This is a genomic window from Mycobacterium sp. 1164966.3 (genome assembly GCF_001665395.1).
Taxonomy (GTDB): Bacteria; Actinomycetota; Actinomycetes; order Mycobacteriales; family Mycobacteriaceae; genus Mycobacterium.
The window spans coordinates 26,493-46,994 of sequence record NZ_LZSG01000004.1; the positions used below are offsets into that span (position 1 = coordinate 26,493).

The 20,502-nt window shown below is 62.4% G+C and carries 18 protein-coding genes and 5 pseudogenes; 7 read left to right on the plus strand and 16 right to left on the minus strand.

Annotation, left to right across the window (positions count from 1 at the left end; genetic code table 11):
• Nucleotides 1-7: 7 nt before the first annotated feature.
• A complete protein-coding gene (locus tag A9W99_RS01880; protein WP_067372564.1) occupies nt 8-829 on the minus strand; it encodes an enoyl-CoA hydratase/isomerase family protein in 822 nt (273 codons plus the stop codon).
• A gap of 56 nt (nt 830-885) precedes the next feature.
• Between A9W99_RS01880 and A9W99_RS01885 the strand changes: the two genes are divergently transcribed.
• Nucleotides 886-1,785, plus strand: a complete 900-nt coding sequence (locus A9W99_RS01885) for a helix-turn-helix domain-containing protein (RefSeq protein WP_082929773.1) — start codon at nt 886-888, stop codon at nt 1,783-1,785.
• A gap of 12 nt (nt 1,786-1,797) precedes the next feature.
• On the opposite strand, the gene A9W99_RS01890 is transcribed toward A9W99_RS01885, so the two are convergent.
• The 3 genes from A9W99_RS01890 to A9W99_RS01900 form a co-directional block, all read right to left on the minus strand.
• On the minus strand, nt 1,798-2,334 hold the full coding sequence (locus A9W99_RS01890; RefSeq protein WP_067372566.1) for a hypothetical protein: 537 nt from the start codon (nt 2,332-2,334) through the stop codon (nt 1,798-1,800).
• 82 nt (nt 2,335-2,416) lie between these two features.
• Nucleotides 2,417-2,887 (minus strand): helix-turn-helix domain-containing protein, encoded by a 471-nt coding sequence (locus tag A9W99_RS01895; RefSeq protein WP_253869528.1) that lies wholly within the window; start codon nt 2,885-2,887, stop codon nt 2,417-2,419.
• A gap of 119 nt (nt 2,888-3,006) precedes the next feature.
• Nucleotides 3,007-3,411, minus strand: coding sequence for a DUF6188 family protein (locus tag A9W99_RS01900; RefSeq protein WP_067372571.1), 405 nt, complete (start codon nt 3,409-3,411; stop codon nt 3,007-3,009).
• Between the two features lie 376 nt (nt 3,412-3,787).
• Here A9W99_RS01900 and A9W99_RS01905 point away from each other — a divergent pair, with 376 nt between their 5' ends.
• Nucleotides 3,788-4,186, plus strand: a complete 399-nt coding sequence (locus A9W99_RS01905; protein WP_067372574.1) for a lipoprotein LpqH — start codon at nt 3,788-3,790, stop codon at nt 4,184-4,186.
• 82 nt (nt 4,187-4,268) lie between these two features.
• On the opposite strand, the gene A9W99_RS01910 is transcribed toward A9W99_RS01905, so the two are convergent.
• From A9W99_RS01910 to A9W99_RS01920, 3 genes are all read right to left on the minus strand, one after another.
• Complete coding sequence (locus A9W99_RS01910; RefSeq protein WP_067372577.1) at nt 4,269-4,571, minus strand: hypothetical protein; 303 nt, start codon at nt 4,569-4,571, stop codon at nt 4,269-4,271.
• Nucleotides 4,572-4,928: 357 nt separating this feature from the next.
• On the minus strand, nt 4,929-5,204 hold the full coding sequence (locus A9W99_RS01915) for a hypothetical protein (RefSeq protein ID WP_067372581.1): 276 nt from the start codon (nt 5,202-5,204) through the stop codon (nt 4,929-4,931).
• Between the two features lie 136 nt (nt 5,205-5,340).
• On the minus strand, nt 5,341-6,861 hold the full coding sequence (locus A9W99_RS01920) for an adenylate/guanylate cyclase domain-containing protein (protein WP_067372583.1): 1,521 nt from the start codon (nt 6,859-6,861) through the stop codon (nt 5,341-5,343).
• A 94-nt stretch (nt 6,862-6,955) separates the two neighbouring features.
• On the opposite strand from A9W99_RS01920, the pseudogene A9W99_RS27670 reads away from it, so the two are divergent.
• A pseudogene (locus tag A9W99_RS27670) lies at nt 6,956-8,268 on the plus strand (adenylate/guanylate cyclase domain-containing protein).
• A gap of 274 nt (nt 8,269-8,542) precedes the next feature.
• On the opposite strand, the gene A9W99_RS01930 reads toward A9W99_RS27670, so the two are convergent.
• Entirely contained in the window at nt 8,543-8,818 is a 276-nt protein-coding gene (locus A9W99_RS01930; protein WP_067372587.1) for a DUF3303 domain-containing protein, read from the minus strand.
• Nucleotides 8,819-9,135: 317 nt separating this feature from the next.
• Nucleotides 9,136-9,906, minus strand: a complete 771-nt coding sequence (locus A9W99_RS01935) for a class I SAM-dependent methyltransferase (RefSeq protein ID WP_067372589.1) — start codon at nt 9,904-9,906, stop codon at nt 9,136-9,138.
• Nucleotides 9,907-10,766: 860 nt separating this feature from the next.
• Between A9W99_RS01935 and A9W99_RS01940 the strand changes: the two genes are divergently transcribed.
• Nucleotides 10,767-10,988 (plus strand): hypothetical protein, encoded by a 222-nt coding sequence (locus A9W99_RS01940; protein WP_067372591.1) that lies wholly within the window; start codon nt 10,767-10,769, stop codon nt 10,986-10,988.
• Nucleotides 10,989-11,175: 187 nt separating this feature from the next.
• Here A9W99_RS01940 and A9W99_RS01945 read toward each other — a convergent pair whose 3' ends face one another.
• A complete protein-coding gene (locus A9W99_RS01945) occupies nt 11,176-11,664 on the minus strand; it encodes a hypothetical protein (protein WP_156622900.1) in 489 nt (162 codons plus the stop codon).
• Nucleotides 11,665-11,675: 11 nt separating this feature from the next.
• Nucleotides 11,676-12,416 carry a winged helix-turn-helix transcriptional regulator gene (locus A9W99_RS01950; RefSeq protein ID WP_156622901.1) on the minus strand — a complete coding sequence of 247 codons (741 nt, stop codon included), beginning with the start codon at nt 12,414-12,416 and terminating at the stop codon, nt 11,676-11,678.
• Nucleotides 12,417-12,998: 582 nt separating this feature from the next.
• Here A9W99_RS01950 and A9W99_RS26930 point away from each other — a divergent pair.
• A complete protein-coding gene (locus tag A9W99_RS26930) occupies nt 12,999-13,523 on the plus strand; it encodes a hypothetical protein (RefSeq protein ID WP_156622902.1) in 525 nt (174 codons plus the stop codon).
• A 434-nt stretch (nt 13,524-13,957) separates the two neighbouring features.
• On the opposite strand, the gene A9W99_RS01955 is transcribed toward A9W99_RS26930, so the two are convergent.
• Complete coding sequence (locus tag A9W99_RS01955; protein WP_067372597.1) at nt 13,958-15,475, minus strand: adenylate/guanylate cyclase domain-containing protein; 1,518 nt, start codon at nt 15,473-15,475, stop codon at nt 13,958-13,960.
• Between the two features lie 586 nt (nt 15,476-16,061).
• Here A9W99_RS01955 and A9W99_RS01960 point away from each other — a divergent pair.
• Nucleotides 16,062-16,247 (plus strand): hypothetical protein, encoded by a 186-nt coding sequence (locus tag A9W99_RS01960; protein WP_067372600.1) that lies wholly within the window; start codon nt 16,062-16,064, stop codon nt 16,245-16,247.
• Between the two features lie 439 nt (nt 16,248-16,686).
• Here A9W99_RS01960 and A9W99_RS01965 read toward each other — a convergent pair.
• From A9W99_RS01965 to A9W99_RS01975, 3 pseudogenes are all read right to left on the minus strand, one after another.
• Nucleotides 16,687-17,052 (minus strand): annotated as a pseudogene (locus tag A9W99_RS01965) (zinc-ribbon domain-containing protein); the annotation flags it as partial.
• A 91-nt stretch (nt 17,053-17,143) separates the two neighbouring features.
• Nucleotides 17,144-18,694 (minus strand): annotated as a pseudogene (locus tag A9W99_RS01970) (adenylate/guanylate cyclase domain-containing protein).
• A 198-nt stretch (nt 18,695-18,892) separates the two neighbouring features.
• A pseudogene (locus A9W99_RS01975) lies at nt 18,893-19,343 on the minus strand (adenylate/guanylate cyclase domain-containing protein); the annotation flags it as partial.
• 21 nt (nt 19,344-19,364) lie between these two features.
• On the opposite strand from A9W99_RS01975, the pseudogene A9W99_RS25760 reads away from it, so the two are divergent.
• Nucleotides 19,365-19,525, plus strand: a pseudogene (locus A9W99_RS25760) (serine protease); the annotation flags it as partial.
• A 90-nt stretch (nt 19,526-19,615) separates the two neighbouring features.
• On the opposite strand, the gene A9W99_RS01980 reads toward A9W99_RS25760, so the two are convergent.
• Nucleotides 19,616-20,398 carry a S9 family peptidase gene (locus A9W99_RS01980; RefSeq protein WP_067372609.1) on the minus strand — a complete coding sequence of 261 codons (783 nt, stop codon included), beginning with the start codon at nt 20,396-20,398 and terminating at the stop codon, nt 19,616-19,618.
• Nucleotides 20,399-20,502 lie beyond the last annotated feature (104 nt).

Consider the following 20,502-nt stretch of genomic DNA (forward strand, 5'->3'; position numbering starts at 1 on the left):
CGGTAGCTCAGCGGTCCTGCCAAAAGTTCTTGGACAGACGGCGACGTTCCTCGCGTGCGCGCTTGTCCGTGAAGTCCTGAATGCCCTGTCTCTCAAAGGGAAACGGCATGATGGGGACCTCGAAAGCCAACGCACCAGAGATGTGTATGTCCGCACCGTGGTTCAGGATGAACTTCGTCCGTCGGGTGGTGACCGGATGCTTGGTGAGAATCACCTCCGTCAGCGCGCTCACTTCACTCTCCAGGTCTTCGGCCGAACAGACCCGATTCACCAGGTCGTAGCGCTCGGCGGTTTCCGCGGTGAAGAGTGCGCCCAGCAGGTTCCATTCTTTTGCTTTGCGACGACCGGCAATTCGCGCCAGCCGCGACGTGCCTCCCCACCCCGGAGTGATGTCCCAATCGATCTCAGGCATGCCCCACCGAGAACGGTCCGTGGCGATCACGAAGTCACACACCAGCGTCAGTTCAAGACCGCCGCCGGTGCATACGCCGTCAACGGCGGCGATGGTGATCGGCGTGAGGTCCTCGATGATCTGAACGGTCTCCTGGTATTTGCGCACCTGCCAGTAGGGATCCTCGGGAGTCCAGCTGTTGAACTCGGTGATGTCGTCGCCGGCGCAGAACGTATCGCCGGCGCCGCGCAGGATCAGGACTGCGCACTCGCGGTCGTCCCGGACTTGGCGCACGGCTCTGTTGAGTTCGTCGGAGAGCGCTCGATCAAGCGCGTTGTGCACCTCGGGCCTGTTGAACGTGATCGTGGTGATCGATTCGCGCCGGTCGAAGATCAACTTTTCGTAGTCCTGCGACGTGATTTCGGATTTAGCTTGCATAGCGAGACTAAACCAGAGTTAGTCTTGTTATGCAAGCGTTTGGGTAGAATTCGAGCGTGCAGCGGGTGCGGTTGGAGCGCGATTGCTCGGTGTTCCGTGCCGTCGGCGCTATCGGGGATGCGTGGTCGTGGATGGTGCTGCGCGAAGTGCTCTTCGAAGGTGTGACTCGTTTTGACGAGTTCCAATCGCGCCTCGGAATCGCTCGGTCGACGCTGGCCGCCCGGCTCGACCAGCTAGTTGTTTCCCAGGTGCTGGACCGCCATGGCGGTCACTATCTGCCGACCGAACGCGGCGATGACTTCATCGGTTGCTTGTTGACCGCAATGCACTGGGGCGACCAGTGGTGCGGCAAGACCAAATTGCCACCCGTCCAGGTCACTCATCTCGACTGCGGTCGACAGATGCATGCGCAACTGGCCTGCGCGCAGTGCGGGAAGCCGGTGTTGGCGCGCGACGTGGCGTTCGACCGCACACCCGAGCCCATGCGCCGGCCCGACGGTCTGCTGCGTCGTAACCGGATGCCCGGCCTGGATCTCCTCGAGCGCAACCGGCCATGCTCAATCGCCCGCACGCTGCAAGTCATCGGTGACTTGTGGAGTGCGCTGATCATCCAGGAGTGTTTCTTTGGGACGCATCGCTTCGACGACTTCCAACGCCGACTCTCGATTTCGTCGAACATTCTGTCGCACAGGCTATTTCGACTAGCTGAGCTGGGCGTGCTGGCTCGTTCTGCGACGGCCGGGGCACGCCACACGTACGAACTCACCGCCAAGGGCCTCGATCTCTATCCAGTGCCGTTGGCCATGCTCATGTGGGGCGACCGCTGGCTAGCCGACGATGATCCCCCGATAATGCTCGACCACAAAGTCTGTGGGCATCGGTTGCGCGCAGTTGTGTCGTGCTCGCATTGCGGGGTCCCGATTGCGCGGGCCGACTTGGATGTAACCCGCACCTGACGGACTTCGTCCTCAGAGCCATCCGGTGCGGGCCGCGGCAACGGGTTCGGCGGGAGCAGGTGCCAATGTACCGTCCCGCACGCCGTCGAGCATCCTTTTCACGACGGCGACGATCTCCGGGGCTGTCGCGGCGATTCCGATCTTGTCGGCTTCGCTGACCTCATCGGGATCCACGCCCGCCCGCGTAAGCACGGCCGCCGGGTCGGCCAGTTGACCGGCCAGCCAGGTGAGCGGATCGGCGGACAGCTCGTCGACGAAGTGTCGGCGTCCGGGTTCCCAACCGTTGAAACGCGGATGGTGATGGGCCCGGTCCAGCGTTCCGGGAGGGCTCTCCGTTGACCCGAAAAGGTCGACCCGCCACACCGGGCGGCCGAAGGCGATCGGGATGCCGGCGTAGATCGACCCCTGGGGCTCGTCGCGGTCGATGAGACGGAGTTCGAGCCTGACCCCCCGTTCCGGTGTTTCCTGACCCTCGAGCGGAGCCGGGTCGACGAAATACATGTCCCCGACGACTACGCCGAGGGTTTCGAATCCGAACGCTGCGAGCATTGCGTGCCTTTCTTGTGTCTTTCGAGGGTAGACCTGGGCGACTTGTGCCTCGTGTACCCAGAGCCTTACTCGTCGACGAGGCCTAGCGTTGCGTGCCGGGAAGGTCTGCCCAAGGAGTTCCCCAACCTTGTCGTGCGCCCGGTCCGGGGGCGATCCCGGTGTCGTCGGCGCGAAGCGGCTCGCCGCAAACGGAACACCTGATCGCGGCCTGGGTGTGCTTTCCACATGATTTGTGGCGGATCAGCATTGGCTCTCCGTCACTCGAAACCCAGCGATCTCCCCACGCCATCAAGGCCAGTAGCACGTCCATCAGCTCCTGCCCCTTGTCGGTGAGCCGATATTCGTATCGCTCGGGATCGCGCTGGTACGACGTACGCTCAACCACTCCTACGTCGACCAGGGTCTTCAGTCGGTCGGTAAGCACCTTGCGCGAGATGTTCAGGTTGCGCTGGATGTCGTCGAATCTGTGTCGGCCGAGCCACATGTCACGAATGATCAGCGGCGTCCAGGGCTCACCGATGACATCGAGGCTGCGGGCGATAGAACAGGCCATGGCCGCAAAGGAAGTCCGCTGCATAGTCGTTACACCATAGTCGCTTTAGTGAACGGACTTCTGCGGGCTTCGGTCGCTTACCCGCGCTGACGAGATGTGCACGGCGACAACGGAAGCCGTCATTTTTCGTCGAGAAGGTCGTGCCGAAGCACGCGAACCTTTCCATGTGGCAGACTCGCCACGTATCCGTGGTACTTGCTGTACAGCTCCCAAGCGGTGACGTGCTCGTCGTGCGGCACGTCGATTCGGTGGCCGTCGGAGAATTCGACGTGGAGATCGCCGGCGTCGTTCCACAAGGCGCTGGTGCATGTGGTCCCCGAGATATCGAACAAGGGACGCTCTTCATCGCGAGTGGCCATCGGGTCGATGGGCACGACTTCGGTGGGGTAGGCGCCGACGGGCGGCAGGGTCAGGCGCATCGGCACCCTGATCACCAGCTCGTTGTCGTCGTCGAGATTCACCACCAGACCGTCGCGGAACATGATCCGTACGACCGCACAACCTTCGATCCATTGGTGTGTCATGGTTCTCCTTTCCCGCACCCGGCCGGGCAACGACCGTCGAAGGCTGATGCTTCGCGTGAACCGTGGGCAGCCGATGCGTAATCCACCGCTCTTCCTCAGGTGCTGCTACGGAGGTGAGTTCCTTAACGGAACTCTACTCTTTTCGCGATGGCCGTGAAAGGCACCGGGAGAATACGACGGGCCCGAAATACGGGTTTCGCGGCCCTGACCTGCTCAAACTCGGTGGAGCTAAGGGATTTGAACCCCTGACCTACTTGATGCGAACGAGACAACAGATTCTGACGTCGGACACTGAGGTATTACTGCTCTCGGGGGACGGTCCACCCGTGGCGACGGACCATGACGAAACGGAGAGTGGTCAGTGAAGCGTGGAGTAGTGCTCGCCATCGGCGGCGCGGCGATTGCGGTCGCATTTGTGGCAGCTTGTGGCGACTCCGGGAAAATCAAACTTTTGATCGAAAGCCAGGAGCAGAATATCGACCATTCGAACGTTCGTTGCAGACCTGATGGAGCTGAGTTCGTGATCGGGAGTGCGGAAACGTATGCCCGGCTGAATCAAGGCGACCCTCCCGAGGTGAACTCCTACTTACTCGGCACCTTCGACGGCGTCCAGCTCAGTTGGCAGAAGTGGGGGACTACAGAACCGGCTCCGGCGGTCACGAAGGACGGCAAAACGTACAAGATCAGTGGTACAGCGACGGGCGCGACGAGGACGATGCAGGAGCAGGGGGTCCATGTCAGCAAGAAGTTCGAGCTGGATGTGACCTGCCCCTAGTAGCGGCGGCCGACGCGATGTCGCAAGGCACAGAGCGCTGATGGCTGCGGCCGATGAGGTTGACGCGCTGGGCGACGCGCTGTCAGCAGTGCCGATAGGTTCCGTTGATAAAGCACTCGTGGTAGTGGTCTAACTGGTGGGCGCTGAGCCAGTAGTAGTAGCCGACGGCGACAAGTCCCGCCGCGATCGACATCATTCCCAATGCGATGCCAGCGGTTGCGGGCTTGTTGCCGTCGGTTTGCGCACGCTTCCGAGCAACCAAACCGGCGATCACCGCCGCGACACCAAAGACCATCCCGATCACCAGCCAGCTAGTGATCAGCGCGATCGCACCCAGCAGCACCGAAGCGACGCCGACGCTATTGGACGAGACCGGTTGACTCACGCGCACCGATTCTAGGCTTCGGCCGCGCGGGAATCTGACCCACGCGCAAGTGGCGGCATTGGCGGGCTGGTGTGGAGCACGTCGAAGACGTCGGTGACCGACCGCGACACGTTTCCCCGTCGTCCCGGCTCTGGGGTGAAGAAACCTCCTCAACAACAACCGTCGCGTGTGCGTGGGCGCATACCCACGACATTCGCTGCGGCAGGACGACGACAGTACGAGTCGAAGGACTCCCCCGTCGCTGGGCTCATACTGAGACTGTCTTTTGAGACGCACTGTTTGAGACGGATTTTCGAGACTCTGCGAACTGGCGGATGGGACCGCCAACCACGCGCTGACGGCTGTCTCAAAAGCGGTCTATTTCAAGACAGCGTTCAGTTCCGCTCGGGCCTGGTCGATTTGGTCGCAGGCGTACGCCGCTGTAGCACCCGGGGTCATCGTTTCGCCCTGGCGGGCTAACGATTCGTAGGTCCGGTCGCCCAGGACATGGCGCAGGTGGGCGATGAGGTCGTGCATCTCAGGGGAGGTGCTGCGGGTGAAGGGCGTGTCGGCGAAACCGCAGATGGTCGCGGCAGGTTTATAGCGTCCGAGCCGGTCGAGCACGGTGCCAAGAATTGCCAACGGGGTCAACATGAGTGAGAAGCTGCCTGAGTCGCAGTGGTTGCGAATCGCCCCTGCGAGGAGCTCGAGCGCGTCTAGAACTTCGCCTTGCGCGGCGGCGACAAGTGAGAGGTTTCCGGCCAGGTGTGATTCGAGCTGTCGGTTACGTCTAACTCGAAAGCTGGCTCTCCAGGTCGACACCGAAGACCTGCACCTCGGCTGACTTCCCTTTCAGCGCATGCGATCCCCGGTCGGCGAGTCCGGGTGATCGAGCAGTCAGGGCGTCAACGGATTGCCCGGTGACAAGGATCGTGTCGCCGGTGGTCTTGGTGAGCTGCTCGACTCGCGCGGCGACGTTGACCGTGTCGCCGATCAAGGTGAACTCCAGCTTGCTGCCGCCTCCGATGGTTCCGGCGATGACCGTACCGGTATTGATGCCGATGCCGATCCGAAGCTCTAGGCCGAACCGCTCGGTGACGAGACGGTGGATCATCACGGCGGCGTTCAGCGCCGCATCCGCGTGATCGGCAAGGTCGTTCGGTGCGCCGAAGACTGCCAGTGCGCCGTCGCCAAGGAACTTGTTGACGTGCCCACCGGCGTCCACGACGGCGGGCACCACGATCTCGAACAGCGCGTTGAGGCGGGCGACGGTGTCCTCGGCGGTATTCGCTTCGGCGTACGGGGTGAAGTCGCGGACGTCGACGAACATGACCGTAACCTCACGGCGCTCGCCGGTGAAGACATCGTCACCCTGCTCAAGCAAGCGTGCCGCCAAGACCGGGTCGACGTAGGTCCCGAACGCGGCCTGGAGTCGTTGCCGCTCGGCCAAACCCGCCTGCATCCTGTTGAACGACGCCGCCAGTGCACCGAGGTCATCGTCTTGAACCACCGGCAGACGCCGACTGTAGTCACCAGCGGCAACTCGCTCGGTTCCTTCGGCGAGGTCGCGAATGGGACGCAGGGACGGTGAAAGCATGGCGACGACCGCGATTGGCACCGCGTAGCATGCCGTCAGCCCAAAGCCGATCGCCAGCGCCAGAAACGGCACTTCGCGCGCCTCCTTGAACACCGCGGCCAGCATCGCGCTGGCGACAGAAAAAACAAAAATCTCGGCGAGCACCGAAATGTTCGACCAAGTAACAAAAGTGGGTCGAGCGCGCGGTAGCCCATCTCCGATCGCTGTGTCACCGGCCATCGCAACTCTGGCTGGACGCAACGCCGTCTCTACGTAACTGTGCATGGACATTAGCGACGAGCTAAGTCCGACCGCGCCGCCAAGAACTCCGTACTGGATCAGCCTAGACTCTCCCGCTCCGGCAATCGCTCCGACAAGCAGGAAAAGAAGAGCAACGCACGCGGGATTACCGACCAGTGCTCGAACGACCGTTACGCGCGCCCAGGCGTAGGTAGCTTCTAGGGTCATTGCGCTGTGGATCTCGTGGCCACCAGCCCATCGCTCGATCAGGCGGAACGAGCCGGAGCCCGGTAGAACCAACACGTACACCAACACCAACACGGCGACAACGGTGATGACTATCGCTTCGCCGTATTGACCCGACTTCTCGTAGGTAACAACAACCCACGACCACAGGAGGTAGGTGGGCAGAAGCAGCGCAAAGGTGATTCCATAAACCACCCACGAATACCTCGCCCCGTACCGATCCCACGCCCACTGCCAGATGCGATCCATGCACGGAGATTAAACGTCGACATCAGAAACTACGTGTGGATATACGGAAAGCATTGGCGGCAATTCGACCCGCTCGTCGGCATACACTTCCGCAATGTTTTCAGAGACGCGCTATGCGATGAATGGAAACTTGCGCGTCGCCTATCGCGCGTCGGCTGAGGGTGAGCGCGATATGGTTTTCGTCCCCTACTGGGACACCTGCTGCGAGCACCTAGCCGAGCTGCCATCGATCCAGGGCTGGGTGGAAGCGATGACGTCGCTCGGTCAGCTGATCTTCTTCGGTCAGCCCGGCACGGGAGCGTCCGATCCCGTCACACTGGGTGAGCTGCCCACCTTGGAGCAATGGGCCGACAGCATCACGGCGGTGCTAGATGACCTTGGGAGTCGCGAAGCAATTCTCCTTGCGTCCGGCCCCGCGTTCGCGGGGCCGCTGCCCTGTTCGCGGCGACTCCCCCGTCTCGCACCACCGCGCTAGTCGTGCTCGAAGGTTACGCAGATGCGAGCGGCACCTCCAACGCTCAAGACGGAACCAAAGCTTTGATGGTCCGCACGTGGGGCAGCGGGAAGCTCCACGTCTGATCAATCCGGACATGCCGTGGAACGAGGAGATCAGGACGACGTGGGCACGACACGACCGCTTGGCGGCAAGCCCGCGAACGGTCGCCTTCATGTTCACTCTTATCTCCGACGTCGACGTGCGGGCGGTCCTTCCGATAGTCCGCGCGCCAACCCTCGTCGTCCACCACACCGACGACCTCCTTACCCCCGCCCGCGAAGGGCAGGCACATCGCTGATCACATCTCGGGCGCGAAATATGTTGAGCCGCCAGGCCGCAACGCGTATCACTTCGTCGAACCGTGGCGTGATTCCTTTCGTGAGATCGCCGAGTTTCTCACCGGTGAGCAGGCCGATGTGGCAGATGATCGCGTCCTCGCCACCGTACTTTTCACCGACATCGTGGATACGACGCGCCGCGCCGCGGAGATGGGAGACTGCGACTGGCATGCTCTGCTCGACGCACACGATGCCATCGTGCGCGTACAACTGAACCGCTTCCGAGGCCGCGAGGTGAACACATCGGGAGACGGTTTCCTTGCGATGTTCGACGGCCCGCAGCGAGCGATCCGCTGCGCCATGGCAATCCGTGACGCGGTGCAGGCGCTCGGCATCCAGGTCCGCGCGGGGTTGCACACCGGAGAGTGCCAGGTGCGCGGCGATGACATCGGAGGGATCGGCGTGCACATCGGCGCGCGGGTGAGCGCGCTGGCGGGGCCGAACGAGGTGCTCGTGTCAAGCACGCTGCGCGACCTGGTGATCGGGTCACGACTTGAATTTGAGGAACGTGGCACGCACCAACTCAAGGGTGTGCCTGGCGAGTGGCGCCTCTTCGCGGTCGCTTCTCCATAGCGGCGGGTTTTGGCGGCGGGCGGAACGGTCGTCATCCCCGCTACGTAGTGTTGTCGACCGCTGCGGCGCCCGGTGCGTGAGCCTTGACCAACTCATTCCCGTCTCGACGCAAGCCTTTGGCGAATTGACCCGCGCCGGTGGCGATGATCTGCCCCGGCCGCCTTCAGCCGGAACCGGAACTCCCCGGATTTGTCCCCTAAATGCGGGACGACCGCGCCAAGGAAATTACCGCCCGTGCTCTGACAGCTCGCGGATCGAAAGATCAGCAAAGGCGTTATCCGAACAGCTTGCCGAGGACTTCTCCCGCTTCCTGGTCTGCGATCGCCGGGGTGGCCTCGATCTGCATGAACTCTGACCACTCGGTCACGAGCTCCAACACCTGCTTGGGGTCCGAGGCCTCCACCACAAGACAGCCCTTGCCGTTCGTGCCGAACCAACGACCTACTAACTCGACGCCCTCGGGAGGCTTGCCGCCAGTCTGAAGGAATCTCTTAGCCGCAGACCGCACAGCGGACGGCTCCGATAGATGCCACTGAACCAGATATTTCATAGTTGTCCCCCGATTTCATCTCAACTACCCGGTAGATACCGATCGGGCCCAAAGCGTAGCGGAATTGGAAACATCGTGGCTGGGATTGCCGATACTTAAGGCAATCTTCATATCTTCGGCGCCGAGAAGGGGCTCGAAGGGGTTGGTGCGACCATGGCCAAAGTTTCTCTGCGTGCTGGACGATAGCCATAAAGTCCGCAGCCGGATGCTGAAATCTGCCGGTTGCGTTAGCGGTCGCAAAGACTCGCCGAGTCCATGCAAGTGACAAATTCCCTTGCGCCGCGACCCTTCACCCGCCAGTTGGCGTCGAGCCGTGCTCAACCGGGTAGCGAGAGTGATGGGCGCCGGGCATGACGGGCGGCCCACGCGGTAGCGGTTATGGTGAACGGCCCCCGACCCAGACGTTCGCGAGCCACTGATTCGAGACGTGCGCGATTATTGTCATTGAGTTGCTGAACGTAGTCACCAGCGGGACCGACACCGTATGTATACGGCTCCCACCATTCTTCGAAGGTCGGATGCACAACGTCGACCGTAATAGCTTCTTCTTCGACGTCCGGCAGGCCAGCTGTCTCGAATAGTTCAGCCAGGTGCCCCCTGCGCGCCCCGGCGAGTAGCGTTTCATCCTCAGCTTCAGGGTCGATTACATGAACGGCATCCCAGAACGGCGCCAATGCGCCGGTCGGCCCGTCCCACACGCATGCCGCGATGACACCGTCACTCCGAGTCACCCGGTCCATCTGTCTGAGGCCGACCACCGGGTCCGTCATAAAGGGCACCACCAATTGCGCGAGAACGGCGTCGAAAGCGCCAGTCTCATAGGGTAATTCCTCTGCCGTACCTCGACGCACGTCCATGTCTGGGAAGCGTGCACCGATCGCGTTGATGAACGGCGGCGAAGGATCGATAGCAGCGACCTCGGCTCCGAGCGACAGCAATTGCGCCGTCAGTGCGCCGGGCCCACAACCAACGTCGAGCACCTTATCGCCCACGCCCACCCCGACAAATGCCACAAAGACCTCGGCGAGAGGTTGGGCATATCGGCCCATGAAGCGGGCGTAAGCCTCTGGCGGAACGACAAAACTCACCAGGGAATGCTACGTCGCCAGTGACAGGCCCCGCCGCGCCGCCTAGCGTCCCCATACCCGCTTGGACGATCGACACACTGGGCCGCCGTCAGCGCTCAGGCGCCGCCCTTCTCGGTTAGTCGCCGCACCGACGCGAGCTGCCCACGACGGCCTAGGCGCGGCTGCCTCATGCAACCTGTCTAGCAACGCGATTAGCACCTTCGCGGCGGGCGGCTGGCTGGACAGCGCCTTCTGGCTGTCCAAGATGCGCGCCAACGCGTAAGCGGCCTGCACCAGGCCAGGACGGTCGGCGGTCAGTCCATCGAGTTCGGACTGCACCGCCGACTCGACGGGCCGGGACCGCTCGGTGTTACAAGGTGTGGCACATCTGCCACACATAGAAGCTCGCCAGTGAGCCGCCGCTGGCGGTAATCCGCTGCTCGGCGGCGGTGCGAATCCCTGCAGGCATCACAGCGACACCCTTGGTTATAGCGGTTCGCAGTTCCGTGCTTAGCTGCCATTGCGTTCAAAGTCCTTGCGTATCAATGCATTTTTGTGCGCGAAATCCGTTGTGGCAGTGCCACTTTCAACGCCGCTGGCGAAACAGGGACGAGCCAAAGGCTGGACCGCCGCAGGGTTCGGCGGGATAGACATACCCTCTCCTGACGTAGATCATCATGGCTGGCAATGTTCGGATCCTTGTGTTGAGTGGACAGTCGTTGAATCGCAATGATTCTCGACATCAGAATCGGGCAAACAGGATCGGCACGTTCGTGGCTCTCTCGAAAACGGTGAGTAAGCGACGTTGTGTGCCACCGGTTCAAGTTGTGTGTGAAATGACTGTCGGTAACGCTAGCCCCGGCTAAAAGGAATCAACAGCCATGACGACTTCAAATTCTGTCGAGCGTGAGAAACTCGTGTGCTTTCTCGAGATCTCCATGATGACTATGCCGCTCGAGAATCTCACCATGGATGAGTTGCGCGCTATTGAGACCGTCATCCGACGTGTGGTCGATCGCGCATCGCCCCCGGTCGACAACGCGATCAACCTCGCGACCTACCGTGCCGCCGGACGAGCAAGGCTACGCCGCCTGCAAGCGTGACATTGAGGCCATCGCTCCGAATTGCTATCGGTGGCGGCTCCTCGCCGTGCGGCTCGAAAGCGGCACGGGCGCACCGAAGCGTGCTGTCATCGCGCGTGAGTACCGCGCGGTGTGGCCGACGCTAATGCCGGTGTTGGAGGGTAGAGGTGCATCAGCACACTTCAGACTGCCAGCAAACGTCCTGGGATCAGCTGCCAGACTCAGCAAGGGCGGCTGGCGCCGCTGGTTCGTGGCGGTCCAGCCGGTGCGGCAGCCCAAGCCACTGGACGAGCTCTGCGAAGCTGACGACGGTCCCACCGCCGCTAAACGTCTGCTCAGAAATGAGACAGAAGCTTTTCGTCGGATCGGTGAACTGGTCTCCGAGTGCATTGACGACCTCGCGGTTCACCCGCTTCGCGATATCGGCACGGCGTTCATCATTCAGCGATCCATGCGGCACGCTTACCCGGGTGAGCACGCGGGGCTCATCGCCTCTTGACTGCACTTGGCTGCCCACCGACCAGGTACCCTCGGGCACTTCGTGAATCAGCATCCAGGTGATTGCCTGGGCCAAGGGCGATTCGTCGTAGGTTGCGCCTTCGGCCTCTAGCACTTGGCGGCTGACGTTGCGGTGCAGGGTTTGCTTGGTCTCATCGTCCAGGACGCCCTGGGGGACGTACATATCAATGACTGGCATCTCGAACCTCCCTATGGTTGTGGTAGTGGCTTGCTTGAAACCTTCGCCGGCGCACCGCCACTGTTGGGCAATGCATGTTCCGGTGATGACTGAAGGGGTGGAGTTCGACCGGCGCCAAAGAGTGCCAGGGCGCGCCCGGCGGCTTGGGCGTCGCCGCGGAACTTTGCTCGCCCTTGTTCGACGAGGTATTGGGGGTTGAGTTGACCTGAGGCGATGCCTCCGAGGTCCGACAGTGCCATTTTGAGGGTGAAATCGGGCTTTCTCGGGCGTTTCTGGGTTATGTGGATGTCGCCGTCGTCGATGGTGACCCAGAACGAAATTTTGTTGTCCACGCAAAATTCGTAGCAGTCATGGACTCCTGCGGCGGCTTCCGGGTGGAAGGCTGAGCGGACCGCGAAGAACAGCCAATCCGGCGAAAACTTGTCGCCTTTGGTTGGGTCCAGAAACGTTGCGCCCCAGGCTGCTAACGGCTGCAGGGCGCGGGCTAGGGCTTGTCCTCGGGCGGTGAGGCGATACACGACACCGCCGCGTCCTCTGCCGCTGATAGCCCGCTCGACGATCTCATCGTCCTCGAGGTTTTTCAGCCGCTCGGACAGCAAGCTAGTACCCAAACCGGGTAAGCCGTCGAGGATTTCACCGAACCGTCGGGGGCGGATGGCCAGATCGCGCACGATCAATAGCATCCATCGCTCGCCCACCAGGTCGAGTGCTCGGGCAAGCCCGCAGTACTGGCTGTAGCTGCGACGCGTCACTGATCCCCCTTCACGGTCCACATGAGAGCAGTCTACCAGAAAACCTTGCTTAGTTTTATATCAACTTGTATACTTCTGAAATAAGTAGCATACAAGACGGCGACCGGATCTATCTGTCGGGAGGCTTTCGCCGATGCCATGCGCAGACGTCTTCACCTCGGGAGTGCCGAAGGAGCTCACCAGGCCGGTGTGTGCACAGTGGAGCTTGGCCGGCCAGAGGGCTCCCAGGAATCACCGACTACGCCACAACCGGCGCCCATGCCCCAGCTCGCAATCAACCGATGCTGCGAAAACGATTCGATCAAGGGAGGCACCCGAATGTCCGCAATAACGGCCACACGGACGAACACATCTGCAGAACAACTGATTTCCGAACACGTTGCAGCCCACAGCGACGTTGGGATTTCGCCGGCGCCCGACGTCATCGCCAACCACGACCCCGCTCCAAGCCCAGCCGCCGTCGGCATGCCGCTACGGCCCACCCCTTCGCAGAATGGCGCTACCCCATGGGTCGCCGCCAGGGGGGCAATAGTCAGGATTTCGCCACTGGATCTCCGGTCGCCGCGACACTATCCACCGCGGTTGGACTTCCTGGAACCCAATGAGACCGGACGCGCAATGGATGCAAGTTCCTGGCTGGTGGGTGAAAAATCAGCGAGGCCGAGAAAAAGCGCACTGGCGACTATGTCCACTCGGCACTTGCTGATACTAGCCGCTGGCCTCTTGCTGCTCATGACGGGTCTCTTCGCACTTTGGATGCCAGTTTTTCTCGGTGATTTCGACCAATGGGGCTTCCGAATCAATTGCGGCACTGGGCTCCGCAGCGCCTTCAGCCAGGCCCAGATTGCGGACTCGAGTGGGACCCATTTCGTCGACCGATGCGGCACTGCGATAGCGGTGCGCCGTGCCTGGACTATTCCTCTGGCGGTTTCCGGAGCGCTATTCCTCAGCGCACTGGTTATCATGCCATCGCGCCGCCGCTCAGCGAACGTGCAGACCGCCCACGCCGCACCACGTCGACAGGCGAGCCGTACCGTACAACGCGTGACACGACCGGCACTGACCGGATTTGGCAAGGAAACGATCATCACCGCAGACCCGCATTGATGGAGTATTCGGTCGCTCGCCCGCACCACAGCCAACCGCCCGCGGTGCCCACTGTGCCCATCCTGAGCGCAACTTGTCCAGCCACGCACCCAGGACCTTGGCCGCTGATAGCTCGCTTAACCTGCTAGCGCGTTGTCCAAGACTCGCGCCATCGCCCACACGGGCTGAGCAAGGCGCGGACGCGACTCGGTCAGTCCCTCAGGTTCCGCCTCAACGCCCGATTCGACAGGACCAAGTGCATTCCCGGACCACACCAGAGGTGATCCACTTGGCTCACCTGTCACAGACCGGTGAGGACAGCAAAACGCCTGCGCCCGACTGCAAGTCAATACCTTGACCGCGGTCAATCTCGCCGGCACACGCCATGCCAGTCCCAAGGTGGGTAGCCAACTCCTCATCGAGAAATGTTCGACTAATACACCCTTATCTAGGTCTCACAAAGCGGAGGCCATTGGGTCAAGGCCGAAGATCTGCACCGCGGCCGCCTTTCCCTTCAGGGCGTGGGGACCCCGATCGAGAAGTCCGTGCGGTCGACCCACCAGGGCGTCGACGCACTGCTGGGTGAGCAGGATAGCGTCGCCGGTGGTTTTGGTGAGTTGCTCGACACGTGCTGCGACGTTGACGGTGTCACCGATGAGGGTGAACTCCAGCTTGCCGCCACCGCCGATGGTCCCAGCGATCACCACCCCGGTATTGATCCCGATACCAATCCGCAGCTCCCCGCTGAACCGCTCGGCGACAAGGCGATGAATCCACACGGCGGCAGTCAAAGCCGAATCAGCGTGATCCTCAAGGTCATTCGGAGCGCCGAAGACCGCCAAAGCGCCGTCACCTAAGAACTTGTTGACGTGCCCACCGGCGTCCACGACAGCGGGCACCACGATCTCGAACAGCGCGTTCAGCCGGGAGACAGTGTCCTCGGCGGCGTTCGCCTCCGCGAACGGGGTGAAATCGCGGACATCGACGAACATCACCGTCACCTCACGGCGCTCCCCGGTGAACACATCGTCGCCCTGCTCAAGTAGCCGAGCCGCCAAGACCGGGTCGACGTAAGTCCCAAACGCTGCCTGAAGGCGTTGCCGCTCAGCCAAACCGGACTGCATCCGGTTAAAGGACGCCGCCAGCGCACCAAGGTCATCGTCTTGCACCACCGGCAGTCGTTGGCTGTAATCGCCGGCCGTGACACGTTCAGTTCCTTCGGCGAGGTCACGAATTGGTCGCAAGGATGGTGCGAACGCAGGAACAACAATGACCGGCATCCCAAAGACAAGCGCCAGCCCGCCTCCGATCACAACGGAAAGCACGGGGACCTCACTGGTCCGATCGAACACGGCCGCCAGCATGGCGCCTGCGACGGCGAAGTTGAACGTGACTCCGAGCACCGACAGGTTGGACCACGTGGCAAAAGTCGGGCGAGACCGGGGCAGCGAGTCCCCGATCCCCGTATCCCCGGCGAGGGCGACCCTGGCTGGTCGCAGCGCCGCCTCCATGAAGCTGTGAATAGCAATCAACTGGATGCCCAGCCCGGTGGCGCCGCCCAGGATCCCGTACTGGACTAGCCGCCACCCGGTTCCTCCGGCGATCGCGCCGACAACGACCAAATTCAGCGCGCACCAAACAACGTTGCTTCCCAGCCCTCGAGCGACCGCGCCCCGAGCGTAGACATAGGTTGCGTCCAGTGCCCTCGCCCGATCGACCTCGTGGCCGGCGGCCCACTTCTCGGCAAGGCGGATCTGACCCAAGCCGGGAAGAAAGGTCATGTACAACCCCAGCAGCACTACGACAACGGTGACCGCGGCCGCTTCGACGTAGTGACCCGACTTCTCGAAAGCGGCAACAAAAAAAGACAAAACGAGGTAGGCCGGCAGAATCACGGTGAACGTGATTGCACAGATTGCCCATGTGTATCTCGCCCCGAACCGATTCCACGCCCACTGCCAAATGCGATCCATGCCGGGACACTACGCGCCTGGCACCTGCGACCCAGCGGAAAAGGCCAGCATCTTTGTGACTTCCGAGCGTGTTGACGGACCGACCTTTTGAGACCGAATTTCGAGATTCACCTAACCCATCGTTTTCGAGACAGATGGATATCGCGGAGAGCCCGGCGAGCGCCAAGTCGCTGGACCAGAGGTCCCGCGCGCTGGCTGGCCGGTACTGGGTGCTTGTGTGGTCTCGCCATTGCGGTAGCACTTCTCGTACCGACGATCGCCGGACTCAGGTAGCGGTCATGGTGGTTTGCTCGTCGATGACGTTGGTGGCGTCCATTAACTTTCCTTGTTCGCCTTCCAGCGAAGGGCTCTCATATCTTCAACCGCGAGCGCGACACGGTGGAGTGGCGCTGACTAGCCTTCGCGGGGTAAAACTCCCCCGCTGATCCCGTGGCACGGCGCGGGGCCGGGGAGGACAAGGCAGGAAGTGACGCAGTGACCGAGCACGACTATGACGCCATTCGCGCTGAGGAGATCCGCGTGGTGACAACATCGAATTCCCTTCTGACCACCCGGACGTGAAATGGCACGTCGAAGAGGGCAGGGCATGAATCCCCCTGGCAACCAGCCGGGCGTGCTGTGGTACGTCGAGGCGCTAGTGGGCGATGTGCTTATCAGCCCGCTGGGCGATCTTTACACGTTCACCGTGAAAGAGGTTGGGGCGGGAGCCGAAGTCGAGGTCAAAATCAGGGGCCATGTGCCCGTCCGGCGCTACCGGCGAAACCACGGATGAAACCATCGGCGCATCGCCATCGACCCAGAGGTGGAGTTCAGGGCTGATTGGCCCCGGCCACCACGCCGACGAGAGAACCCGATGCCCTCCTCGGCATACACTTCCGCAATGTTCTCGGAGACGCGCTATGCGATGAACGGGGGCTTGCGCGTCGCTACCGCGCCTCTCCCGAGGGCGAGCGCGACATTGTGTTCGTCCCGCAGTTGTCCAGCAACTGTGACCTCATGCCGGAACTACCCTCTGTACACGGGTGGGTCGAGGCGATGACATCGCTTGGCCGACTGATCTTCTTCGACCAGCCAGGCACGGGAGCCTCCGACGCCACCGTGGCGCGATTCTTTCCAGGCGATCGCCGAGTTCCTCACCGGCGAACAGCCCGAGGTGGCCGATGATCGGGTGCTCGCGACAGTGTTGTTCACCGACATCGTGGACTCGACACGAGCGCCGACAGGCACGCCCGCACGGCGTGGTCCTCCAGCGCCACTGTTGCGCCGAACATCGCCATGATCCCATCACCGGTGAACTTGTCCACCACGCCGCCATACCGCTGGACAACCGCGGCGCACCGATCGGCCAGTTCGGCCATGATTTCGCGCAGCCGCTCGGGACCGACGGTCGCGGCGATGTCCATCGAATGAACCACGTCGGCGAACAGCACCGTCACCTGCTTGTACCCCGCCCATCTGGTGGCTCTTGTGACCGGTGCACCGCACTGGTTGCAGAACTTCGAGTTTGGCGGCAGTTCCGCGCCGCACGAACCACACGACAATTCCGCCGTCGTCAGCGTGCCGCCAGCGTCGTCCACCCCAATATCGTGTCACTGCTGGTCAAGCGGTGTGCGCCATATCGCTGGGCCGTCTTCGATACGACGCTTTCGAGACGGTCAAATAGGACCGCTACTGGCGCGCCGAGTCTGCTCGACCGCGCGTGAGATCCGTCATACGAAGGATCTCTACGTCGAGACCGAAAACCTTTACGGCGCCCGACTTTCCCTTCAGGACATGTGATCCCCGGTCGATGAGTCCGGACGGTTGAGAGGCCAGGGTCTCGACGGTGTTTGGTGAGAAGAATTACGGCGCCGGTGGTCTTGGTGAGCTGCTCGACCCGAGCGGCCACGTTGACGGCGTCACCGATGAGGGTGAACTCCAGCTTCCCGCCGCCGCCGATGGTGCCAGCGATCACCACACCGGTGTTGATCCCGATACCGATCCGAAGCTCTGCACCGAACCGCTCCGCAATAAGGCGGTGAATTATCACTGCAGCAGTCAAAGCCGAGTCGGCATGGTCCACTAGGTCGTTGGGTGCGCCGAAGACAGCCAGCGCCCCGTCACCCAGGAACTAGTTGACATGCCCACCGGCATCCACCACCGCAGGCACGACGATCTCGAACAGGGCGTTGAGCCGGGCGACGGTGTCCTCAGCAGTGTTGGCTTCGGCGAAGGGGGTGAAGTCACGGACATCGACGAACATCACCCTCACCTCACGGCGCTCACCGGCGAACACATCGTCACCCTGCTCAAGCAAGCGTGTCGGCAGGGCGGGGTCGACGTAGGTACCGAACGCGGCCTGAAGTCGTTGCCGCTCAGCCAAACCCGCCTGCATCCGATTGAATGACGCCGCCAAGGCTCCAAGGTCGTCGTCCTGAACAACTGACAGGCGCTGGCTGTAGTTACCCGCCCCAACCCGAACGGTCGCTTCGGTGAGGTCACGTATCGGCCGCAAGGACATTGAGAACACGGGCACGCTGATCAGCACGGCGAACCAAAGCGTCAAACCATAGGCAATCACCGCGCAGAGCACGGGAACCGAGCGGAGCAGAGGGATTAGCGTTCCCAACATAGCGCCTGCCGTGCCGAAGCACGCTGTGGCTGCGAGAATGGATGCGCTCGACCAGGTGGCAAGACTAGGACGCGAGCGAGGCAGAGAGTCACCGATTCCTGTATCAGCAGCGAGGGCAGCTCTGACTGGCCGCGCCGCCGCCTCCGGCGCGCTATGCACACCAAACACCGCCAGCGGGATCCCTATGGCAACACCTACGATCGCGTACTGGACAAGCCGCGACTCGCTAGCGCCGGCGATCGCGCCCACCCCGACGAGTAGCAAGGGCGCCAAGACGACATGTGCCCCAACCGTGCGGGGCACAACTGCGCGGGTCCACGCGTAGCTGCCGTGCAGCGCCCTCTCCCGATCACCATCGCGACCGGCTGCCACCGCTGCAAAACGCTGCTCTGGCCGACACCGGGAAGAAACATTACGTACACCAGCACCAGCACCATGCCGACGGTGATAGCGGCTGCCGCCGCGTAGCGATCGGACCGTTCGAAAGCAAGAACCATAAACGACGAAAGGAGGTAGACGGTAACGAACTGGGCGACGCCGACTGCGTAATTCACCCGCGAGTACCACGCCCCGTACCGATCCCACGCCCACTGCCAGAAGCGATCCATTCAGGGATACTAAGCGCCAAGCGCCTCGACCTGCGGATACTTCCAGCTAACGAAGTGTCACATTGACAAAGAGAAAACGACGAACCCCCGCGTCGTTGCTCCGAATCCCTTTTCCAGAACTTTTGTTGTGGGTTTCTCGAAAGTCGCAGCGAAAGTATCGGGTCGCATGATGGCGCGGCAGAGGTTTAATTCACCTCGCTAACTAGTGATGCCAGCCCGCACGTCCGACTCTTGGTCGTGGCCGAACACCTGCACCGAAGCTGACTTTCCTTTCAGGGCACGGGATCCCCGGTCGATGAGTCCGGGCGGTCGAGACGTCAGCGCGTCGACGCACTGCTGCGTGAGCAGGATAGCGTCGCCGGTGGTCTTGGTGAGTTGCTCGAAGGGTGCTGCCACGTTGACGGTGTCCCCGATGAGTGTGAACTCCAGGCCGCCGCCGATGGTTCCGGCGATCACCACACCGGTGTTGATCCCGATGCCGATGCGTAGCTCTCGCCGAATCGCTCGGCGACTAGACGATGAATCACCACAGCGGCGGTCAGCGCCGCGTCGGCATGATCGGCCACGTCGTTGGGTGCGCCGAAGACGGCCAGGGCGCCATCATTAAGAACTTGTTGACATGTCCACCCGCGTCCACGACAGCAGGCACCGTTGTGGAACAAGGGAATACGGGCCACTAATCGACCTCGATGGCCGGGTGCTAGGTGTGGTGTTCGGGGCGGCTGTCGACGACGCCGACCTCGGCTTCGTGCTGACCGCCGACGAGGTGGCGTCTCACCTGAAAAGGTCGGCTCTACCCAACCGGTGGCCACTGGGTCCTGCGTCAGCTGATTTGTGCGGCGAAGCGCTCGTGCCTGCCGGCGCCCGACCGGACTGGCCCAATATGCGCTCACTGCCGCCACCTATGACGAGACCACAGGGTCAGCGCGCCAGATCCAGGACCGCCGTGCGGCACACCGCCCACGCGGGGGACGTCACATCGATGAGTGCGTAGTGGTCGGCGCCGGAGAGCACCCGCAGCCGGGAGTCGTCGCCGGCCCGTCGCGCCGCAGCGACGAAGCGTTGCGATTGGCTAAGTGGCACGTCGTCGTCGGCCGTGCCGTGCACACATATCGAGGGGACGCCCATCGGAAGCAGGGCGCTGGGACAAGCCAGCGAGCAGGCCCTGGGGTGGGCCACCCAGGCGCCCAGGAAGTTCCGGATGGCTCCGGCACCCAGGTTCTCCTTCAGCGCCAACGTGAGGTTCAATACTCCTGCCTGACTGACGAAGCCGGTTAGCGGTACGAGGGGAAAGGCTCCGGGAGCGTTGGCGGGCAGCGACCCTCGACCGGCCAGCCAGCCGGCCAGCTGACCTCCCGCGGAGTGCCCGATTGCGACCACTCGCGACAGGTCGAGGCGACCGGCTGCCAGGTTTTGACCAATCGCGGCGAGCAGGTCGACACCGGCAGCAACGTCGAGACACGTGTTCGGCCAACCACCGCCTCCATGGTCCAGGCCGTCGCCCACCCTGCGGTATTCGAGATTCCAGGCAGCGAAGCCGTGCTGCGCTAGATCTTCGGCCATATCGGAGGTCAGGTCGGCGCCGTAGGCCGTCCGCCAAAACCCCCCATGGATGACCACAGCGACCGGCCACGGGCCGGGACCGTCGGGAAGGCTGAGAATGCCGTGCTGGCTGGAATGGGCGCCATAGCGTACTAGCGTCACGCGGCCTCACATTCGACGATGTCCCGGGCCAGGCGCGGGAACGTGTCGGCAACGCGCGGAGCCACCTAGGCGCCGAGGCGGCGGTAGTCGGCGAGGCTTTCGTC

Excerpts from the sequence above, each read along its gene's own strand:
- A9W99_RS01880 (WP_067372564.1), bottom strand. The coding sequence starts at position 829 with ATGCAAGCTAAATCCGAAATCACGTCGCAGGACTACGAAAAGTTGATC.
- A9W99_RS01890 (WP_067372566.1), bottom strand. The coding sequence starts at position 2,334 with ATGCTCGCAGCGTTCGGATTCGAAACCCTCGGCGTAGTCGTCGGGGAC.
- A9W99_RS01895 (WP_253869528.1), bottom strand. The coding sequence starts at position 2,887 with ATGGCCTGTTCTATCGCCCGCAGCCTCGATGTCATCGGTGAGCCCTGG.
- A9W99_RS01900 (WP_067372571.1), bottom strand. The coding sequence starts at position 3,411 with ATGACACACCAATGGATCGAAGGTTGTGCGGTCGTACGGATCATGTTC.
- A9W99_RS01915 (WP_067372581.1), bottom strand. The coding sequence starts at position 5,204 with ATGTTGACCCCGTTGGCAATTCTTGGCACCGTGCTCGACCGGCTCGGA.
- A9W99_RS01920 (WP_067372583.1), bottom strand. The coding sequence starts at position 6,861 with ATGGATCGCATCTGGCAGTGGGCGTGGGATCGGTACGGGGCGAGGTAT.
- A9W99_RS01930 (WP_067372587.1), bottom strand. The coding sequence starts at position 8,818 with ATGAAATATCTGGTTCAGTGGCATCTATCGGAGCCGTCCGCTGTGCGG.
- A9W99_RS01940 (WP_067372591.1), top strand. The coding sequence starts at position 10,767 with ATGACGACTTCAAATTCTGTCGAGCGTGAGAAACTCGTGTGCTTTCTC.
- A9W99_RS01945 (WP_156622900.1), bottom strand. The coding sequence starts at position 11,664 with ATGCCAGTCATTGATATGTACGTCCCCCAGGGCGTCCTGGACGATGAG.
- A9W99_RS01955 (WP_067372597.1), bottom strand. The coding sequence starts at position 15,475 with ATGGATCGCATTTGGCAGTGGGCGTGGAATCGGTTCGGGGCGAGATAC.
- A9W99_RS01960 (WP_067372600.1), top strand. The coding sequence starts at position 16,062 with ATGAATCCCCCTGGCAACCAGCCGGGCGTGCTGTGGTACGTCGAGGCG.